This window comes from Streptomyces sp. NPDC041968, from assembly GCF_055589025.1.
This window is the reverse complement of the sequence record NZ_JBVJCB010000006.1, coordinates 121363-140173: the sequence shown is the minus strand read 5'-3', so window position 1 is coordinate 140173 and position 18811 is coordinate 121363. Positions and strand designations below refer to the sequence as shown.

16 protein-coding genes and 1 pseudogene are annotated in these 18811 nt (G+C 73.2%); 7 read left to right on the top strand and 10 right to left on the bottom strand.

What is annotated here, in order from left to right:
• Positions 1–109: 109 nt before the first annotated feature.
• Positions 110–808: a spermine/spermidine synthase domain-containing protein gene (locus ACZ6EG_RS16585; RefSeq protein ID WP_384693910.1), complete on the bottom strand. Its 699-nt coding sequence runs from the start codon at positions 806–808 to the stop codon at positions 110–112.
• A 223-nt stretch (positions 809–1031) separates the two neighbouring features.
• Between ACZ6EG_RS16585 and lon the strand changes: the two genes are divergently transcribed.
• Entirely contained in the window at positions 1032–3461 is a 2430-nt protein-coding gene (gene lon, locus ACZ6EG_RS16580; RefSeq protein ID WP_391969587.1) for an endopeptidase La, read from the top strand.
• A 53-nt stretch (positions 3462–3514) separates the two neighbouring features.
• On the opposite strand, the gene ACZ6EG_RS16575 is transcribed toward lon, so the two are convergent.
• Positions 3515–4342 carry a lysozyme gene (locus ACZ6EG_RS16575; RefSeq protein ID WP_391969586.1) on the bottom strand — a complete coding sequence of 276 codons (828 nt, stop codon included), beginning with the start codon at positions 4340–4342 and terminating at the stop codon, positions 3515–3517.
• 237 nt (positions 4343–4579) lie between these two features.
• Here ACZ6EG_RS16575 and ACZ6EG_RS16570 point away from each other — a divergent pair, with 237 nt between their 5' ends.
• A complete protein-coding gene (locus tag ACZ6EG_RS16570; protein WP_391969585.1) occupies positions 4580–5074 on the top strand; it encodes a MarR family winged helix-turn-helix transcriptional regulator in 495 nt (164 codons plus the stop codon).
• A gap of 17 nt (positions 5075–5091) precedes the next feature.
• Here ACZ6EG_RS16570 and ACZ6EG_RS16565 read toward each other — a convergent pair whose 3' ends face one another.
• Complete coding sequence (locus ACZ6EG_RS16565) at positions 5092–5883, bottom strand: protein phosphatase 2C domain-containing protein (RefSeq protein ID WP_391969584.1); 792 nt, start codon at positions 5881–5883, stop codon at positions 5092–5094.
• A gap of 440 nt (positions 5884–6323) precedes the next feature.
• Between ACZ6EG_RS16565 and ACZ6EG_RS16560 the strand changes: the two genes are divergently transcribed.
• Genes ACZ6EG_RS16560 through ACZ6EG_RS16540 form a run of 5 tightly spaced genes read left to right on the top strand, consistent with a single transcriptional unit; the run spans position 6324 to position 12213 of the window.
• On the top strand, positions 6324–9350 hold the full coding sequence (locus ACZ6EG_RS16560; protein ID WP_469605159.1) for a sensor histidine kinase: 3027 nt from the start codon (positions 6324–6326) through the stop codon (positions 9348–9350).
• Entirely contained in the window at positions 9347–9856 is a 510-nt protein-coding gene (locus tag ACZ6EG_RS16555; RefSeq protein WP_391969582.1) for a roadblock/LC7 domain-containing protein, read from the top strand. Before ACZ6EG_RS16560 ends, ACZ6EG_RS16555 begins: the two co-directional genes overlap by 4 nt.
• Positions 9853–10293 carry a DUF742 domain-containing protein gene (locus ACZ6EG_RS16550; RefSeq protein ID WP_053137006.1) on the top strand — a complete coding sequence of 147 codons (441 nt, stop codon included), beginning with the start codon at positions 9853–9855 and terminating at the stop codon, positions 10291–10293. The genes ACZ6EG_RS16555 and ACZ6EG_RS16550 overlap by 4 nt, the downstream gene beginning before the upstream one ends.
• Positions 10274–10915 carry a GTP-binding protein gene (locus tag ACZ6EG_RS16545; protein ID WP_391969581.1) on the top strand — a complete coding sequence of 214 codons (642 nt, stop codon included), beginning with the start codon at positions 10274–10276 and terminating at the stop codon, positions 10913–10915. The genes ACZ6EG_RS16550 and ACZ6EG_RS16545 overlap by 20 nt, the downstream gene beginning before the upstream one ends.
• 35 nt (positions 10916–10950) lie before the next feature.
• Complete coding sequence (locus ACZ6EG_RS16540; RefSeq protein WP_391969580.1) at positions 10951–12213, top strand: styrene monooxygenase/indole monooxygenase family protein; 1263 nt, start codon at positions 10951–10953, stop codon at positions 12211–12213.
• Here the strand turns inward: ACZ6EG_RS16540 and ACZ6EG_RS16535 are convergent.
• From ACZ6EG_RS16535 to ACZ6EG_RS16505, 7 genes and pseudogenes are all read right to left on the bottom strand, one after another.
• Positions 12177–13346 carry a C40 family peptidase gene (locus tag ACZ6EG_RS16535; protein WP_391969579.1) on the bottom strand — a complete coding sequence of 390 codons (1170 nt, stop codon included), beginning with the start codon at positions 13344–13346 and terminating at the stop codon, positions 12177–12179. The two genes, ACZ6EG_RS16540 and ACZ6EG_RS16535, sit on opposite strands and share 37 nt — an antisense overlap.
• 103 nt (positions 13347–13449) lie before the next feature.
• Positions 13450–13773: a hypothetical protein gene (locus ACZ6EG_RS16530; RefSeq protein WP_391969578.1), complete on the bottom strand. Its 324-nt coding sequence runs from the start codon at positions 13771–13773 to the stop codon at positions 13450–13452.
• A 31-nt stretch (positions 13774–13804) separates the two neighbouring features.
• Entirely contained in the window at positions 13805–14458 is a 654-nt protein-coding gene (locus ACZ6EG_RS16525; protein WP_391969577.1) for a TetR/AcrR family transcriptional regulator, read from the bottom strand.
• A 62-nt stretch (positions 14459–14520) separates the two neighbouring features.
• Positions 14521–15459, bottom strand: coding sequence for an AurF N-oxygenase family protein (locus ACZ6EG_RS16520; protein ID WP_356604528.1), 939 nt, complete (start codon positions 15457–15459; stop codon positions 14521–14523).
• Positions 15460–15592: 133 nt separating this feature from the next.
• Positions 15593–15843 (bottom strand): annotated as a pseudogene (locus tag ACZ6EG_RS16515) (DUF3291 domain-containing protein); the annotation flags it as partial.
• Positions 15844–15947: 104 nt separating this feature from the next.
• Complete coding sequence (locus ACZ6EG_RS16510; RefSeq protein WP_469605152.1) at positions 15948–17420, bottom strand: penicillin-binding transpeptidase domain-containing protein; 1473 nt, start codon at positions 17418–17420, stop codon at positions 15948–15950.
• 16 nt (positions 17421–17436) lie between these two features.
• On the bottom strand, positions 17437–18810 hold the full coding sequence (locus ACZ6EG_RS16505; RefSeq protein ID WP_391969575.1) for an FtsW/RodA/SpoVE family cell cycle protein: 1374 nt from the start codon (positions 18808–18810) through the stop codon (positions 17437–17439).
• Position 18811 lies beyond the last annotated feature (1 nt).

The window sequence follows — 18811 nt, the reverse complement described above, 5'->3', positions numbered from 1 at the left end:
GGTGTGCTTACCGGAATCAGTGGGGTGATCCCTCGTCTGCGCATGACTGCGATTGACGCTTGAATGACCGCGTCAGGTCAGCAGCGTACGGGGAGTCACCGCGCCTTTGCTATCCAGGCCCGACGCCGAGGTGGACGACGTCCGGAACGCCCCGGGCAACGGGGATCTCTTCGGTACGCACCTGCTGGAACCCGGCATTACGCAAGGTTTCTTCGAATTCCGGAGAGGGCTGCGCAGACCACACGGCAAGCACCCCGCCGGGTCTCAACACCCGTGCGCATCCCGCCAGTCCGGCCCCCGAGTACAGCCCGCCGTTGCCCTCGGTGACGGTCCAGTCGGGGCCGTTGTCGATGTCCAGGCACAGCGCGTCGTACGTGGCGGAAGTCTCATTGACGTGATCGATCAGATCCGCCTCGACGATCTCCGTGCGGGGGTCGGCGAGCGCCTCGGCGGACATCCCGGCCAGCGGTCCGCCGCGGTGCCAGTCGATGACGGCGCGCTCCCGCTCGACGACCGCGATACGGCCCCAGCGCGGGTCGGCCGCCGCGTGTGCGAGCGAGAAGCCGACACCGAGGCCGCCGATGAGCAGGTGCGGTGCGGGCCGCTCGCCGGAGGCGGTGAGCGCGTCGGCCGCCGCGTCGACCAGCCGTCGCTCGGAGCGTCCGTCGGAGGTGTCCATGAGGAAGCAGCCGTTCGCGATGATCTGCAGCAGCGTCCCGTGCCGGCGCAGGACCACCTCGCCGTGCGGGCCCTCGCGACGGTCCAGCACTTCGGGGAGGTCGTGGGGATCGTGGGAAGTGAGGGGCATCGGCCCATCCTGGCAGGGAGGAATGCCGCGGGCCCCCGCCTTGCTCTCACTCGGGCGGGCCGAGCGTCCGAGCGTGCCCGGCCCGGACGCGCCGACCGGCTCCACCTGGCCGCCCGACCGGCTCCACGGCTTGATCGCTCACAGCGAACACGCCTCGGGGAACAATACGGGACTCCCTTTCATTGAGTCGATGTAACTCAACTTGACTGCCGAAGGGGAGATCATGGCTGCTGAGTCCGCCGCCTTCACACCGCTCACCCTGCCCGTGCTGCCGCTCGACGACGAAGTGGTCCTGCCCGGCATGGTCGTCCCCCTGGACCTGAGCGACGCCGAGGTCCGGGCCGCGGTGGAGGCCGCCCAGGCCGCCGCCAGGTCCGAACCCGGCAAGCCCCGTGTCCTGCTCGTCCCCCGCGTCGACGGCACCTACGCGAAGACCGGCGTCCTCGGCACGGTCGAGCAGGTCGGCCGGCTCGCCGACGGAGACCCGGGCGCCCTGGTCCGGGGCCGGGGCCGGGTGCGGATCGGCGCCGGCACCACCGGGCCCGGCGCCGCGCTGTGGGTCGAGGGGACGCGCGTCGACGAGACCGTGCCCGAGCCGCTGCCGGGCCAGGTCGCCGAACTGGCGAAGGAGTACAAGGCCCTCGCCACCGCCTGGCTGCGCAAGCGCGGCGCCTGGCAGGTCGTGGACCGGGTCCAGGCCATCGACGACGTCTCCGCGCTCGCCGACAACTCCGGCTACTCGCCCTTCCTCACCACCGAGCAGAAGGTCGAGCTGCTGGAGACCACCGACCCGGTCGCCCGCCTCAGGCTCGCCACCCAGCAGCTGCGCGACCACCTCGCCGAGCAGGACGTCGCCGAGACCATCGCCAAGGACGTCCAGGAGGGCGTCGACAGGCAGCAGCGGGAGTTCCTGCTGCGCCGCCAGCTCGAGGCCGTGCGCAAGGAGCTGCGGGAGCTGAACGGCGACGGCAAGGACCCCGCCGAGGAGTCCGACGACTACCGCGCCCGCGTCGAGGCCGCCGACCTGCCCGAGAAGGTCCGCGAGGCGGCCCTCAAGGAGGTCGACAAGCTGGAGCGCTCCTCCGACCAGTCCCCGGAGGGCTCCTGGATCCGCACCTGGCTCGACACGGTTCTGGAGATGCCGTGGAACGAGCGGACCGAGGACGCCTACGACATCCAGGGCGCCCGCGGTGTGCTGGACGCCGAGCACGCGGGGTTGGACGACGTCAAGGACCGCATCACCGAGTACCTGGCGGTGCGCAAGCGGCGCGGCGACCGGGGCCTGGGCGTCGTGGGCGGCCGGCGTGGTGGTGCGGTCCTCGCCCTCGTCGGCCCGCCCGGCGTCGGCAAGACGTCCCTCGGCGAGTCCGTCGCGCACGCGATGGGCCGCAAGTTCGTCCGTGTCGCCCTCGGCGGCGTCCGCGACGAGGCCGAGATCCGCGGCCACCGCCGTACGTACGTCGGTGCGCTGCCCGGCCGGATCGTGCGGGCGGTCAAGGAGGCCGGGTCGATGAACCCGGTCGTGCTCCTCGACGAGATCGACAAGGTGGGCTCGGACTTCCGGGGCGACCCGGCCGCCGCCCTCCTGGAGGTCCTCGACCCGGCGCAGAACCACACCTTCCGGGACCACTACCTGGAGGTAGAGCTGGACCTGTCCGACGTCGTGTTCCTCGCGACGGCCAACGTCCTGGAGGCCATCCCGGAGGCCCTGCTCGACCGCATGGAGCTGGTCCGCCTCGACGGCTACACCGAGGACGAGAAGGTCGTCATCGCCCGCGACCACCTGCTCCCGCGCCAGCTGGAGCGGGCCGGGCTCGACGGGGACGAGGTCGCGGTCGACGAGGGCGCGCTGCGCAAGCTGGCCGGCGAGTACACCCGCGAGGCGGGCGTGCGGACCCTGGAGCGGTCGATCGCCCGGCTGCTGCGCAAGGTGGCGGCCCAGCACGAGCTGGGCGAGCGGGAGCTGCCGTTCACCGTCACCGACGCCGACCTGCGGGCCCTGATCGGCCGGCCGCACCACGTGCCGGAGTCCGCCCAGGAACCGGCGGAGCGGCGCACCTCGGTGCCGGGCGTGGCCACCGGCCTCGCGGTCACCGGAGCGGGCGGCGACGTCCTGTACGTGGAGGCGTCGCTGGCCGACCCGGAGACGGGCGCGGCGGGGCTGACCCTGACCGGTCAGCTGGGCGACGTGATGAAGGAGAGCGCGCAGATCGCGCTGAGCTTCCTGCGCAGCCACGGCGCCGAGCTGGAGCTGCCGGTGGCCGACCTGAAGGACCGGGGCGTGCACATCCACTTCCCGGCGGGCGCGGTCCCCAAGGACGGCCCGAGCGCCGGCGTCACGATGACCACGGCGCTGGCCTCGCTGCTCTCCGGGCGGCTGGTCCGCACGGACGTGGCGATGACCGGCGAGGTCTCGCTGACCGGCCGCGTGCTGCCGATCGGCGGGGTCAAGCAGAAGCTGCTCGCGGCGCACCGGGCGGGCGTCACCACCGTGATCATCCCCAAGCGCAACGAGCCCGACCTGGACGACGTCCCGGCGGAGGTGCTGGACAAGCTCGACGTCCACGCCGTCACCGACGTGCGCCAGGTCCTGGAACTGGCCCTCGCACCGGCGACGAACGGTGCGCGGTCCGAGGTCCCGGTCGCGGCCTGACGGAACCGCGCCGCAAGGGCGGGGCCCCTGTCCGGGGCCCCGCCCTCGCGCGGTCAGCCGTTGGCGAGCGCCTGGACCCGGTCCAGGGCGCCGTTGAACCGGTTGTGGTCCCCGACCGTCGGCCCGGACGAGGTGTACTGCCACATCGTGTAGTACCCCCAGCCGGCCGGCAGGGTGCCCACCGTCGAGGCGTACCGGGCGATCCACAGCGGGTTGTTCACGGCGAAGCCGCCGTAGTTGCCGGTGCACTGGGTCCACCAGCTGGTGGCCGTGTAGATCACGGCGTCGCGACCGGTGCGGGCCTTGTAGGTGTTCAGGAAGTCGCGGATCCAGGTGACCATCTGGCTCTGCGTCCTGCCGTAGCAGGCGGCTCCGTACGGGTTCCACTCGATGTCCAGGGCGCCCGGCAGCGTCCGGCCGTCACGGGACCAGCCGCCGCCGTGGTCGACGAAGTAGTTGGCCTGGGCGGCGCCGCTGGTCGTGTCCGGGGTCGCGAAGTGGTACGCGCCGCGGATCATGCCGACGTTGTACGAGCCGTTGTACTGCTGGGCGAAGTAGGGGTTGGTGTAGTACGTCCCCTCGGTGGCCTTGACGTAGGACCACCTGACCCCGCTGTTCCACAGGGTCGACCAGGCGACGTTGCCCTGGTGGCTGGAGACGTCGACACCCTCCGTCTGGGTGGCGTCGCCGGGCACGGGGGTGCCGTGCCGCCCGTCGTGCTCCACGACGCCCATGCCCATGTGGGCGGAGCCCCGGGGCGGGACGTCGGCGGCCGACGCGGGGTGCGCCGGGAGGGTGAACAGCAGGGAGAGGGCGGCGAGCAGGATCCCGGTGACGGCTGAGCGCCGTCCGGGGGCCGATCCGGATCTGTGCACGGGCATGGCGTGCCTCCGCTGGGTCGGTGGTGCTCGGTGGGGGATGCGCGGGGGGAGGAGGACGCGGGTGGCGTGAGCATGCCACCCTGGTCCCGGAGTACGACGCTACGCACGTAGAACCGCGGGTGGAAGAGGAGCCGGAAGCCGCCGTTGGTCTACGCCTGCGAAATACTTGCCGAGCTGCGGAGACGGCGCACCGTGGCGGAAACTTTCAGCAACGGGAAATTCTAGGCAGGGGCTGACGTGCACGAAGACGGGAACGGCGGCGGTCGCGGGGTCGGCTCCGCCGGGAACGGCAGTGGTGTGAACCAACCGGAGTTCCTGGCCCTGGAGCGGGAGTTGACCGTCCTGCTCCGGCGGGCCCGCGCCAACCAGGGCGAGATGGCCCGCGAGGTCCACCCCGACCTCGAATCGTCCGCGTACGGCCTCCTCGTGCGCCTCGGCGAGTGCGGCGGCCAGCGGGCCACGGAGCTGGCCGCCTACATCGGCGTCGGCAAGGCCACGATGTCCCGCCAGCTGCGCGCCCTGGAGGACCTCGGCCTCGTCGCCCGGGAGCCCGACCCCGCCGACGGCCGCGCCTGGCTGATCACCCTCACGCCGGAGGGCCAGGCCCGCGTCGGCCGGGTCCGGGAGGCCCGCCGCGCCCGCTACGCCCGCCGGCTCGCCGGCTGGGACCCCCGCGAGGTCACGGAACTGGCCAGGCTGCTGCACGAACTGAACCGGGGCATGGAGAAGTAGCCCCGCCGCCCGGCGGGTCACAGCTCCGCGTAGACCACCGTCGCGTCGTCGTGCGTCTTGCCGCGCCCCAGGAACGCCCGGGCTCCCGCCGCGTCCGCGCGCTCCAGCTCGCGGACCCGGTCCACCAGGGCCCGCGCACCCTGCTTGCGCACCAGGGCCAGGCACTGCGCCCAGTCGCCCTCCCCGAACTTCTCCACCCAGCGCGCGGCCCCGTCCGTCAGGGCCGCCAGTGTCCGCACCTCGCCGCGCGGCAGCACTCCCGTCACCGCCCGCCGCGCCACCGCCGGGTCGGCCGCGGCCGTGAAGAAGCCGCCCTCCTTGTTCCGCAGGCGGGCGTCCACCAGTGCGTCGGTGGCCAGGGCCGAGCGGGGCAGCCGGGCCAGCCGGTCGTCCAGGACCCCCGTGACCGTGCCGTCGGGGGACTCCACCAGCAGGGCCGAGTCCGACAGGACCAGGTACTCGACCGCGGCCGGGGACCAGCGGGCCAGGACCACGGTTGCCTGGGGCGTGCGCGGGTGAGAAAGATCACAGGTTTCCGCGTGTGCGGCCGAGGTATGCGCGATGGCGCGGGACAGGGCTTCGGTGAGAGGAACATCCGGGAGTGAAACGGTCAGTTCGGTCAGCGCGCCGCCGAGGCGTGCGGTGAACCAGGGCACGGAATGCAGACACCCCGTCCCGCTCGGCGGCGGTGTCACGCCGTCGAGGACGACGATCGCACCCCCCTGTCCCGAGGCCGGAAGTCCGACGCTCGCGAAGTCCTCGTTGGGGTGGTCGGCCTGACCGGGTTCCGAGACGAGTTCCGTGCGCATCCGGCCAGTCTGCACGACCCCTTCACAGTGTTCGCAAAAGACCGGCAAGTTGCCCCGTTGGGGCGCGGTGTGGCAGGTCAGGCGCCCATTTTGGGGGGGAATTCGGTACTCCGGGAACGCGTGGCGGCACATAGTGCCACCGCCCGTCACGGACGTCCAACCGGCGCGCCTGGCGGGCGTGTCGCACCGGCAGCGAGAACTTGCTCACCAACTCCCCTCCGGGGTTCACTCCTTCGGGTGGCGGGTCGGATGATGCACGCCCACCGCCCACCGGCACTGGGAGGGTCGGGATCCGGTGGGAGGCTTGTCCTGCACACGCGGTCCGCCCGCCCGACGCGCGGTCGGCGGCTGGGAGACAGTCCAGAACGCGGCGGCGGGCGCACGCGCCGACCGGCCAGTTGACGGAGCGCCACCCGGACCCACGGGTACACGAGTCAGGAATGCGAGCACCGGTGCAGAAGACGCGGCCTCGTCGCACAGACAAGCAGCCGACCCCCGCGGGGAGCGCGGAACGTACCCCCGGCACCTCCGCCCCGGCGCCACCGGCGGCCCCCGTCGGCAAGGGCCGCCCGACCCACGTGCGCAACCGCCTCATCGTCGCCGTGGCGGTCGTGGCCGCGGCCATCGCCGCGGCCGGTGCCCCGTCGGTCGTCGCCGCCTCCGGGCAACTGCACGACTCCCAGGAACTGGTGACCCTCGCCGAGCGGACCCAGGGGGCGCTGACCCTCGCCCACTCCCTCGCCGACGAGCGCGACGAGGTCGTCCCCTACATCGCCGCCGGCCGCCCCAAGTCGAAGGCGCCCTCCGAGCAGCGCGGCGCGCGCGTCGACCGGCAGGTGGAGGAACTGCGCGCCGACACCGACGCGCCCGCCTCCCTGCGCGAGGACCTCGACGCGGTCGGGGCGCTGCGCCGGGCGGCGCTCACCGGCAAGAGCACCGCGCTCCAGGCGCACGACGCCTACTCCGAGGCGATCACCGAACTCCACGTCCTGGCCGAGGAACTGGCCGAGCGGATGCCGCCCCGCGCGGGCGCCGGCGCGTACGCCCTGGCCGAACTGGACACCGCCGTCCAGCAGGCCGCCGCCACCCGGGGCCTGCTGCTCGCCGCCCTGAACGTGCCGAGCAGCACCGAGACCGTCATCGACCCGATCACGGGCCTGCCGACCGAGACCACCTCGTCCTCGGACGCCGACGCCGAGCAGCGCGACGCGCTCGCCGCCGCCGCCCAGCAGGCCCGGGTGCGTTCCGACGCGGCCCTCGCCGACTTCCGCGAGGGCGCGCCGAAGGAGGCGCGCGCCGGCTTCGACTCCACGGTGGCCGGCCCCGAGGTCAACTCAGCCGAGAAGTACCTCGCCGGTCTCACCGACGAGCCGACGCTCTCCAACGACGACCTCGCCACCAGCGCCAAGAGGCTGGAGGCCGCGCTCTCCGCCCGCGTCGACGCCATGCGCGGCGCCGAGTCGGCCCTGTACGAGAAGCGCACGACGGCCCTGGAGAAGCTGCGCGACGACGACGTCACCGCGCTGGAGATCCGCGTCGCCGCCCTCGGCGCCCTGATCCTGCTCGCCGTCGGCATCGCCACGGCCATGGCGCGCAGCCTCACCCGTCCTCTGTCGGTGCTGCGCCGCGGCTCGGCCCGGCTGGCCGGCGCCGAGGACCCGGCGGCCGAGACGCCCGTGGCCTTCACCGGCCGCAACGACGAGTTCGCCCAGGTGGTCCGCTCCGTCAACGCCCTGCACGCGCACGCCGCGACCCTCGCCGAGCGTGTCAACACGCTGGAGTCCGACCGCAAGCACCTCGTCGGTCAGCGCCAGAAGATGGCCGACGCCCGCGAGGAACTCCGCGCCCAGCTGGCCGAGTCCACCGCCCAGCTGGAGGTGGTCCGCAAGAGCATCGGCTCCACCTTCGTGAACCTCGCGCTGCGCACCCTCGGCCTGGTCGAGCGGCAACTCGCGGTCATCGAGAGCCTGGAGGAGCGCGAGCAGGACCCGGACCGCCTCGCCACCCTGTTCAAGCTCGACCACTTCGCCACGGTCATGCGCCGGCACAGCGAGAACCTGCTCGTCCTCGCCGGCACCGAGCATGTCCAGCACAGCGCCGGACCGGTGCCACTGGTCGACGTGGTCCGGGCCGCGGTCAGCGAGATCGAGCGGTACGAGCGGGTCCGCATCGCCGCGCTGCCGCCGCACGCGCACGTGGCCGGATTCGCCGCCGACGACCTCTCCCACCTGCTGGCCGAGCTGATGGAGAACGCCACCTCCTTCTCGCCGCCCGACCTGCCCGTCGAGGTCTCCGGCTGGCTGCTGGAGAACGGCGAGGTGATGCTCTCCGTGCAGGACGAGGGCATCGGCATGGCGACCGAGCGCCTCCAGCGGCTCAACGCCCGCCTCACCGACTTCGACCCGGAGGCGCCCTACGACCAGGAGGGCGACGACGGACTCGGCCTCGGCCTGTACGTGGTGGCCCGCCTCGCCCACCGGCACGGGGCGCGGGTGCGGCTGCGGGAGCAGAAGCAGGGCGGTGTCGCGGCCGTCGTGGTCCTGCCGAGCCCGCTGCTCGCACCGGCACCGCCGGCCGCGCTCGCCCCGACCGTGCCGATGACCGACGGTACGGGCTCCTTCTCCCTGCCGGGTGCCGACGCGGAGGCCAACTCCAACGTCCTGCACGGGCGTGCGGAGAAGAGCGTCCGGCACGGCGTGGACCCGCTGGTGGCCTCGGCGGAACAGGCCGTACGCCGCGCCGAGGCCGCCGGAGCCGACGAGGCGTCCGAGGCCGCCGCACCGAGCGAGGCACCCGAAGCCGCCGCACCGAGCGAGGCACCCGAGGCGCCCGAGGCCGCCGAGCGGGACTCGGCTCCGGCTCCCGAGGTGGCCGCCGACCCGGCCCCCGCTCCGGCGCCGGACGGAACCGGACCGGCCGCGGGCCGCGACCTCCCCGACGACGCCACGATGGCCCTGCTGCTCCCGCCGCAGCCATCGGAGCAGGCGCCCGCGGAGGCACAGGCGCGGGAACAGCACCAGGAACCGGCCCGGGGCGAGGCACCCGCACCGGAGATGTCCACGCCGGACCCCGCCCCGCCGGCCCGCACCGCGCCGGAGATCCCCGGCCCCCGTTCCGCCGACCCCTACGCCATCGGCCCCGACGACCACGAACGCACCCCGGACGAGGGGGCCGCGGGGGCGGACGAGAGCGCCGGGAGCGCCGAGCCCGTCACCGACAAGGGCCTGCCCAAGCGGACCCCGAAGCTCACCACACCCGCCGCGGCCCCACGGCCGCGCACGGCGGGCTCCGTGGACGCCGACGCGCTCCGCCGCCGTCTGGGAGGGTTCCGCCGGGGGGCAGAGGCCGGCCGCCGCGACGTCGAGGCGGAGATCGCCGACCGGACCGGTACGCACCCGGCGCCGGACGCCGCAGCAGACACAACCGAAGAAGCCACGGGGGGCACTGTCGAGGAGGCAAGCAGTTGACCGCGCCCAGTACCTTCGGACTGAGCAGTGAAGCCCGCAATCTCCACTGGCTGTTGACCAACCTCGTGGAGGAGGTGCCCGGCATCCTCTCGGTCGCGGTGGTCTCCTCCGACGGCCTGCTGCTGCTCTCCTCCGACCAGGAGCGCAACGACGCGGCCCGCGAGGCGCAGTCCGTGCGCCGCGCCGGCCCGCGCGGTTCCGCCGCCGACCTGGCCACCGTCGTGTCCGGTGTCGGCAGCCTGACCATCGGCGCCGCCCGGCTGATGGACTTCGGGGGCGTCAAGCACACGATGGTCGCCATGGACGAGGGCAGCCTGTTCGTGATGTCCATCAGCGACGGCTCGCTGCTCGGCGTGCACGGCTCCGCGGACTGCGACATGAGCGTCATCGCGTACCACATGGCGCTCTTCGTGGGCCGCGCCGGCCACGTCCTGACTCCCGAACTCCGCAGTGAGCTGCGGAAATCCCTGGAGACCGAGTCGACCTCGACGGGGAGTACCCGATGAGCAGCAGCCCCAGGAAGTCCCCGAAACACCTGCCCGTACGCGGCGCCGACCGCAAGCCCGCCCGCGTACGCCCCTACTCGCTCACCGGCGGCCGCACCCGCTTCGGCCACGTCCTGCTCGTCGAGACGTTCGTCGGCGCCACGGCCGGCACGGCCGCGCTGGAGGCCGCCGAGGAGCGCAAGGAACTGACGAACGGTTCGCTCACCTCCCGCGTGATGCCGGAGATGCGGGCCATCGTCGAACTCTGCCGCCGGATGCGTACGGTGGCCGAGATCGCCGCTCTGCTGAAGATGCCGCTCGGCGTGGTCCGCGTGCTCCTCAGCGACCTGGCGGACCAGGGAAAGATCCGTGTGTACGGCACCGGAACCGGCCACGGCACGGGCCGCCCGGACCGCGCTCTGCTCGAAAGGGTGCTCAGTGGACTCCGTCGTCTCTGACGCCGCCGCCTCCGGCGTCTCCCCCCTCGTCGACCCCGACGAGCCCATGCAGCCCTGGCAGACGGACCGCACCCGTGCGCCCATCGCCACCAAGATCGTGGTGGCGGGTGGGTTCGGTGTCGGCAAGACCACGCTGGTCACCGCCGTCTCGGAGATCACGCCCCTGCAGACCGAGGCGCTGATGACCGAGGCGAGCGAGGAGACCGACGACCTCACCGCCACGCCGGGCAAGCTCACCACCACCGTGGCCATGGACTTCGGGCGCATCACGCTCGACGAGGACCTGGTGCTCTACCTGTTCGGCACGCCGGGCCAGCAGCGGTTCTGGTTCATGTGGGACGACCTGGTGCGCGGTGCGATCGGTGCCGTCGTGCTGGCCGACACGCGCCGCCTGAAGGACTGCTTCCCGGCGCTGGACTACTTCGAGAGCTGCGGACTGCCGTACGTCGTCGCGGTCAACCACTTCGACGGCAGCGAGCGGTACGACGCCGAGGACGTGCGGGAGGCGTTGACGATCCCCGCGCACATACCTGTAATGATCATGGATGCGCGCCGCCGGATCTCGGCCATCGAGACCCTCTTGTCCCTCGTGGGCCACGCGCTCGACGAAACCCCCGAGTAGTCCCACCGAGCAGTCCCCTTAGGAGCGTCCCCCGCATGCGGAAGATACTCGTCGTCGGAGCCGGCCAGTCCGGTCTCCAGCTCGCCCTCGGCCTCCAGTCCCACGGCTACGAGGTCACCCTGATGTCCAACCGGACCGCGGACGAGATCCGCACCGGCCGGGTCATGTCGACGCAGTGCATGTTCCACACGGCACTCCAGCACGAGCGTGATCTCCAGCTGAACTTCTGGGAGTCCCAGGCCCCGAGGATCGAGGGGCTCGGCGTCTCGGTGGCGGCCCCCGGCTCCTTCGACCCCGGCCCCTCGCAGCGGGCGATCGACTGGCTGGGCCGGCTCGACGGCATCGCGCAGTCGGTGGACCAGCGGGTGAAGATGGCTGGCTGGATGGAGACCTTCGCGCAGCGCGGCGGCCAGCTGGTCATCCACGGCGCCGCCGTCGGCGACCTGGACTACTTCTCCCGCGCCTACGACCTCGTCCTCGTCTCGGCCGGCAAGGGCGAGCTGGTCCAGATGTTCGGCCGCGACGCCTCCCGCTCCCCGTACAGCGAGCCGCAGCGCGCCCTCGCCGTCGCCTACGTCCACGGCCTGGGCCCGCGCCCGGAGCACCCGGACACCGAGGCGGTCCGCTGCAACCTGGTCCCCGGCGTCGGCGAGATGTTCATCATGCCGACCTTCACCACCTCGGGCCGCGCCGACATCCTGTTCTGGGAGGGCATACCCGGCGGCCCGCTGGACGCCTTCAAGGACGTCAAGGACCCCGCGGAGCACCTCTCCCTGACCCTGGGACTCATGGAGAAGTTCCTCCCGTGGGAGTACGCGCGGGCCACCAAGGTCGAACTGACCGACGCCGGCGGCACCCTGGCGGGCCGCTACGCCCCCACCGTCCGCAACCCCATCGGCCGGCTTCCCGGCGGCGGCCTGGTCCTCGGCGTCGCCGACGTGGTCGTCGCCAACGACCCGATCACGGGCCAGGGCTCCAACTCCGCCTCCAAGTGCGCCGCCTCCTACCTCGCCTCCATCCTGGAACAGGGCGACAAGGAGTTCGACGAGGCGTGGATGCGGCAGACCTTCGACCGCTACTGGCAGACGGCCCAGCACGTCACCAAGTGGACGAACGCCATGCTCGCCCCGCCGCCGGAGCACATCCTGAACCTGATCGGCGCGGCCGGACAGCTCCAGCCCGTCGCCGACCGCTTCGCCAACGGCTTCAACGACCCGGCCGACTTCGAGAACTTCTTCTACGACCCGGCGAAGACCGAGGGCTACCTCATGGAGGTCTCCGGCGCGGCCGGCGCGTAACCGCCCGCGTACCCCTCGTCCGATCCGTCCGTCGCCCCCTCGGGGAGCCGCGGTGGCGCGTACCACCGCACCGGCTCCCCGCCGGGATCGGGCCGTACGGCGCCCAGCACCGGGTTGGCGGCGATCGGCGACACCTTGACCTCGGCGCCGGGGCGCGGTGCCTGGACGACCTTGCCGTCGCCGAGGTACATCGCCACATGGGTGGCCTCGGGGAAGTACACGACCAGGTCACCGGGGCGCAGCTCGTCCAGCGGTACGCGCTCCAGCCGCGCCCACTGCTCCTGGCTGGTGCGGGGGATCGGCGTCCCGGCCCGCTCCCAGGCCACGGAGGTCAGGCCCGAGCAGTCGAAGGACGCCGGGCCCTCCGCGCCCCACTCGTACGGTTTGCCGACCTGCTCCACCGCGAAGCGCACCGCCCGGTCACCCCCGGCGGAGGGCTTGGCGGGGGGCTTGGCGTCCTCACCCAGCGCTCCGGACGCCAGGAAGCTCTCCTGCGCCCGGGCGGTCCCGCTCCGCTCGGCCTGTGCCACCGCGGCGAGTTCCCCGGGGGTGAGCGAGGCGAGGAGTTCCTCCACGGCGCCCAGGCGCTCGCGTACGTCGTCCCGCGCCTCCTCCTGCCGCTTCGCCAGGGCGGCCTGCCGGCCGAGGGCCTCGCGCGCGCGGTCGGCCAGCTCGTCGGCCTTCTTCTCCTGCCCGGTCAGACGGCCCACCGTCTCGGCCCGCTCCCGGGCCAGCCGCCCGATCACGTGTCCCTGGTCGAGCGCGTGCCGCGGATCGCGGGCCAGCAGCAGGCGCAGGTAGGGGGAGAGGTCGCTGCTGCTGCGGTACTGCTGCCGGGCCAGCCGGCCGGCCTCGCCGCGGCTGTCGCGCAGGGACAGCCGCGCCCGCGCCGCCTCGGCGTCCAGCCGCTTCACCACGGCACGCTGCGCCGCCAGGCGCTCCTCGGCGCCGTTGTAGGTCTCGGTGGCCTTCTCCGCTTCCCGGTACAGCCGCTGAAGGTCCGTCAGCAGACCGGCCACGGACCGGCCGGCGCCGGTGCCGGGTCCGGGGTCGGCCGCGGCGGGCACGGGTGCGAGGACGATCCCGGTCGCCACCGCCGCCGTGCACACCAGACGCAGAAGCCTTCCTGACACGCCATCACCTCCGGTGCGGGGCGGCACGTCCGCTCCGCACGGCGAGCATGTGGCGCCTTCCCGGGCTCCGCGCGCCGAGTGTGCGCGGATCGGCGCAACGGGGTCACCCGTGGGCGTCGTCCGGCTTGCCGCCCGGCGTGGCGTCTGGATCGGTGCCCGCCCCGGCGCCCGGCCGGGACCAGGGCCACTTCCGGCCGGAGCCGCCCCGGCCCTCGGGGTCGTACGTGTACTTCCAGCGGGCGAAGCGCAGGCCGCCGTGGGCGTCCCGGGGCTCCCTCCGGTACACGAGGACGGTGGGCGGCCCGCCGTGCGGGTCGGGCACGGGGATGCGGTACGTCTTCGGGGGGTGCCCGGTCATGCCGGTCAGGACGGGCAGCACCCGCCCGTCCATGGGGCCGCCCTCGAAGGGGGTCTCTTCGCTCTTCACGGCACCAGTGTCGGCGATCCGCGTACCGGTGTCAGAGGTCCGCCGCGAGCGCCTCGACCAGCGCCGCGGTCTGCGGGTCGCGGTGGGCGGTGACCGTCAGGACGGCCAGGAACTGATCCACGAGCCAGTCCCGCAGCTCGTCGCGGGGCGGCTGCTTCTCCTCGTCCAGCCAGATCAGCGAGGCCGCCTCCACCGCCGTGATCCACATCCGGACGGTCATCCGCAGCCGCGGACCCGGGTCGGCCGCGTCCAGGTGGCTCATGATGTGCTCGGCGGCGGCCCGGCGCACCCCGTCCACGATGGAGGAGGTCCGGGAGGTCTCGGCCACGCCGCCGCCCCGCAGCAGGGCGCTGAAGCCGGTGTCGTGCTCGTCGACGAAGGTGAGGTAGCGGTCCAGGGCCCGGGACAGCCGGGCCAGCAGCGGGCCCTCGCGGGGTTCGTCGAAGCAGTGCCGCAGCTCGTCGGCGGCCGACCTCAGCGCGGCCTCGTACAGCTGCTGCTTGCCGCCCGGGAAGTACCGGTACACCAGCGGCCGCGAGACCCCGGCCTGCTCCGCCACGTCGTCCAGGGACACCTCCTCCGGCGACCGGTGCGCGAAGAGGACGAGCGCCGCGTCGAGCAGCTGGACGCGGCGCTCCTCGACGCTGAGCCGGCGGTAGGCGGGGGTGGGGGCCTGCGGGGTCATGAACCGCAGCGTAACCCGCACACCCCCGGTGCCACCCGGACGAGCGGGACCGACCGCCCCGACTAGGCCAGCAGCCCGGACGACCTCCACAGCCGCCGGCCGACCCCGCGCAGCACCCCGATGTCGTCCAGGAAGTCGGTGAGGCGCTTCGCGCCGGTCTGCATGATCTCCGTGCGGTGGCCGCTCGCCCTGACCTGGGCCAGGGCCTCGCGCCGGTCCAGCCCGACGTTCGTGTACACCTCGGGGTTGATGAAGGCGATGGAGAAGACGCGGGCGAACTCGCCGGAGGTGACCCGGGTGAACTCCCGCGACCACTTCGGCGCCGTCACCATCTGGCGGCGCAGCTCCTCACGGGCGTAGCGCACGTGGCGGGCCTCCTCCACGACGTGGATGCGCGTGACCCCCCGGACCAGCGGCTGCACCCGCTCGTCGGGGAAGGTCAGCCGCTGCATCCAGTCCAGCACCTCCTCGCCGAGCAGCGTGGCGGTGAAGGAGCCGGGCGTGGTGGAGATCGTCTTGAACAGGCGGCCCAGGTGCTGGTGGAGCGGGCTCACCGGGTACCACGGCGTCTCGCCGCGGGATATCAGCCGGGCGAACATCTTGGAGTGGCGGCACTCGTCCTCGATCTCGGTCAGCGCGTAGCGCACGTGCGCGCTCGTCGCGGCCTTGTCGTAGATGTGCCGCACCAGCAGCTGCATGAGGATCAGCTCGAACCAGATGCCGAGCGAGGCGAGGGCCGCGGCCTCGTGCTGGGAGAGCAGGATCCGCTGCTCCTCGCTCATCCGCTTCCACAGCGGGGTGTCGTACAGCGACACCAGCTCCGGCGGCCAGAACCACTTCCCCTCCTCGAAGGGAGCGTCCCAGTCCAGCTCCTTGTCCGGGTCGAAGGAGTGCTTGGCGGAAGAGTCGAGCAGCCGCTCGGCCACCTGCTCCCGGTCCTTGAGCAGGCCGAGCGCGTCGCGCAGGCCCCCGAGCGCGTCGGCTTCCGTCACGGTCGTCATCGCTGTCCCACCTCGTCGTGTCACCCGCGGTCGCTCGGACTGGCTTCGTCTTATGAGACTGCTTGTCAGTAAGCTCGTCAATCCCCTGGGCGCAAGTTGTCGACCGCGAGTAAGGACGTGCGGGGTGCTCGGCCGAGCAACCGAGCCCGTCCGGCACCTCGCCCGCGACCGGCTCGCGCGCCCCCGCCGGGAACGAGGTCCGCAGGGTGAACGCGTACGGCGTCGGCCCGTGCGTCCGCAGGTGCGGCAGCCGCGACTCCGCCTCCGCGACCCCCACCCGGCGCCGAGCCGGCATCTCCCGGTGCCGCCCCTGGTACACGAACGCCGTCAGTGCGTCATGTCCCGCCACACCGTCAGGTCGACGATGAGCCAGTCGTCGCCGAAGCCGCGTCCGCGGAGGCGTTCACGTCGACCTGGGCGAGTGCGTGGGCGGCGTCCGTCATGTACCGAACGTTGGGTCGGTGTCCCGCGTCGCGGTACCCCGCGTCTCAGCCGGTGGGCGTCCCCCGCCCCAGGGCGGCCTCCATCACCGCCCGCGCGATCGGCGCCGCCAGCCCGCCCCCGCTGATGCCGTCCCGGTCCGCGGCCGAGCCCTCGACCACCACCGCGACCGCCACCTTCGGCTCCAGGTCCCGCTCACCCTGCGCCCAGGAGACGAACCAGGCGTACGGGGTGCCCGAGTTGCCGACCCCGTGCTGCGCGGTGCCGGTCTTGCCGCCGACGAGGGCACCGCGGATCGCGGCGTTCGCGCCGGTGCCCTTCTCGACGACGCCGGTCATCAGCTCCTTCAGCCGCGTCGCCGTGGCGGGGCGCATGACCTCCCGGGTGGGCCGCGACCCGGCCGTCGCCACCAGGCTGCCGCCCGCCCGCTGGGTCCGCTCCACCAGGTACGGCGAGCGCACCTGCCCGCCGTTCGCCACGGCCGCCGCCACCATCGCCATCTGGAGCGGCGTCGCCCGGGTGTTGTACTGCCCGATCGACGACAGCCCGAGCTGAGCCCGGTCCACCGAGGTGTCGAAGGTGCTCGGCGAGACGGCGAAGGGGATGCGCAGCCCGGCGTCGTTGAAGCCGAAGGCCTCCGCCGTGGCCGCCATGCGGCGCACGCCCACGTCCACGCCGAGCTTGGCGAACACCGTGTTGCAGGACCACTCGAACGCCTCCCGCAGCGAGGCGTCCCGGCACCCTTCGGCCTCGTTCGTCAGCCTGGTCCGCGTCCCGGGGAGCGTGTACGGGTCCGGGGAGCGGGTCGGCGCGTCGAGGTCCCGGACCACGCCCGCGTCCAGCGCCGCCGCCGCGGTGACCACCTTGAAGGTCGACCCCGGGGGGTAGGTGCGGCGCACGGCCCGGTTGAGCATCGGCCTGTCCGGGTCGCCGTTCAGCCGGTCCCAGGTGCGGGTGGCCGCCGTGCCGTTCCCGGACAGCGACTGCGGGTCGTACGACGGTGTGGACACCAGCGCCAGGACGCGGCCGGTCGACGGCTCGATCGCGGCCACCGCCCCCTTGTGCCGGCCGAGCCCCTCGAACGCCGCCCGCTGGGCGGCCCCGTCGATCGTGGTCACGACGTCGCCGCCCGCGTTGTGGCTGCCCGTGACGTCGTTCCAGAGGGGGAGCGGCGCGAGCAGCGGGTCGACGCCGGACAGCAGGCCGTCCTCGGCGTGCTCCAGCAGGGTCGTGCCGTAGGCCTGCGAGGCGAAGCCGGTGATCGGCGCGTACATCGGCCCGTCCGCGTACGTCCGCTCGAAACGCAGGTGCTCGCCGGTGTCCCGGGAGCCGGTGACCGGCTCGCCGCCGACCAGGATGTCGCCGCGCGGCTGCTGGTAGCGGGCGATGTCGGGGCGGCGGTTGGCCGGGTTGCCGTCGTACTCCGGAGCCTGGACGATCTGCACCCGGGCGGCGTTCACCACCAGCGCGACCAGCAGCAGGGCGCAGAAGACGGCGGCGTGCCGGATGTGCCGGGTCACCGGAGCCGTTCCGTTCTCACGGCGCCACCCGCCCGTCGGCCTGGCTGCGGGCCGCGTGGCTGACCCGGATCAGCAGCGCCACGATCGCCCAGTTGGTGACGACCGACGACCCGCCCTGGGCCAGGAACGGCATCGCCATGCCGGTCAGCGGGATCAGCCCGGTCACCCCGCCCGCGATGACGAAGACCTGGAGCGCCACGATCGAGGAGAGGCCGACCGCGAGCAGCCGGCCGAAGGGGTCGCGTGCGCCGAGCCCCGCCCGGTAGCCGCGGTCCACCAGCAGGGCGTACAGCAGGAATATCGCGGTCAGGCCGAGGAAGCCCAGTTCCTCACCGGCGGTGGCGAGGATGAAGTCCGACTTGACGGCGAAGCCGATCAGGACGGAGTGCCCGAGTCCGAGGCCCGTCCCGGTCACGCCGCCCGCCGCGAAGGCGAAGAGCGACTGGGCCAGCTGGTTGGGCCCGTCGCCCGCCTCGATGGACGCGAAGGGGCGCAGCCAGTCCTCCACCCGGCTGTGCACGTGCGGCTCCAGCCAGCCCACGGCGACCGCGCCCAGCGAGGCCAGCAGCAGACCGACGGCGATCCAGCCGGTGCGGCCGGTGGCGACGTAGAGCAGGACGACGAAGAGGCCGAAGAACAGCAGCGAGGTGCCGAGGTCGCGCTCCAGGACCAGCACGCCGACGCTGACCAGCCACACCGCCACGATCGGGCCGAGGACCCGGCCGGTGGGGAGCTGGAGCCGCCACACGCGGCGTCCCGCGTACGCCAGCGCGCTGCGGTTGGCGGCCAGGTAGGAGGCGAAGAACACCGCGAGGAGCACCTTGGCGAACTCGCCGGGCTGGATGGAGAAGCTGTCGATCCGGATCCAGATGCGGGCGCCGTTCACGGCCGGGAAGAAGATCGGCACGGTGAGCAGGACGAGCGCGGCGGCGACGCAGACGTAGGAGTAGCGCTGGAGCACGCGGTGGTCGCGCAGCAGCAGGACCACCACGATGAACAGCGCCACGCCCAGCGTCGACCACACCAGCTGGGCCGGGGCCGCCCGGTCGCCCGGCGTCTCCAGGTCGAGGCGGTAGATCAGCACGAGACCGAGGCCGTTGAGCAGCACGCCGATGGGCAGCAGCAGCGGGTCCGCCCAGGGGGCGCGCAGCCGTACCGCCAGGTGGGCGAGGAGGGCCAGTACACCGAGCCCCGCGCCGTAGCCGGCGGCGCCGGGCGGGAGGGTGCCGTGCTGGGCGAGGCCGACGTTGCAGTAGCCGAACACCGAGAGCAGCACGGCCATGACGATGAGGGCGAGTTCGATGCCACGGCGCCGGGGGAGACGGGCGACGGGCGCGGGCGTGTCCGCCTGGGCCACGGTGATTCCGGTTCCGGTTCCGGCCTTGGTCATG

What these genes read in the sequence shown, in the direction of transcription:
- ACZ6EG_RS16520 (WP_356604528.1), bottom strand. Translation starts at nt 15,459, where the DNA reads ATGACGACCGTGACGGAAGCCGACGCGCTCGGGGGCCTGCGCGACGCG.
- lon (WP_391969587.1), top strand. Translation starts at nt 1,032, where the DNA reads ATGGCTGCTGAGTCCGCCGCCTTCACACCGCTCACCCTGCCCGTGCTG.
- ACZ6EG_RS16550 (WP_053137006.1), top strand. Translation starts at nt 9,853, where the DNA reads ATGAGCAGCAGCCCCAGGAAGTCCCCGAAACACCTGCCCGTACGCGGC.
- ACZ6EG_RS16505 (WP_391969575.1), bottom strand. Translation starts at nt 18,810, where the DNA reads ATGACCAAGGCCGGAACCGGAACCGGAATCACCGTGGCCCAGGCGGAC.
- ACZ6EG_RS16525 (WP_391969577.1), bottom strand. Translation starts at nt 14,458, where the DNA reads ATGACCCCGCAGGCCCCCACCCCCGCCTACCGCCGGCTCAGCGTCGAG.
- ACZ6EG_RS16585 (WP_384693910.1), bottom strand. Translation starts at nt 808, where the DNA reads ATGCCCCTCACTTCCCACGATCCCCACGACCTCCCCGAAGTGCTGGAC.
- ACZ6EG_RS16575 (WP_391969586.1), bottom strand. Translation starts at nt 4,342, where the DNA reads ATGCCCGTGCACAGATCCGGATCGGCCCCCGGACGGCGCTCAGCCGTC.
- ACZ6EG_RS16540 (WP_391969580.1), top strand. Translation starts at nt 10,951, where the DNA reads ATGCGGAAGATACTCGTCGTCGGAGCCGGCCAGTCCGGTCTCCAGCTC.
- ACZ6EG_RS16565 (WP_391969584.1), bottom strand. Translation starts at nt 5,883, where the DNA reads ATGCGCACGGAACTCGTCTCGGAACCCGGTCAGGCCGACCACCCCAAC.
- ACZ6EG_RS16560 (WP_469605159.1), top strand. Translation starts at nt 6,324, where the DNA reads ATGCGAGCACCGGTGCAGAAGACGCGGCCTCGTCGCACAGACAAGCAG.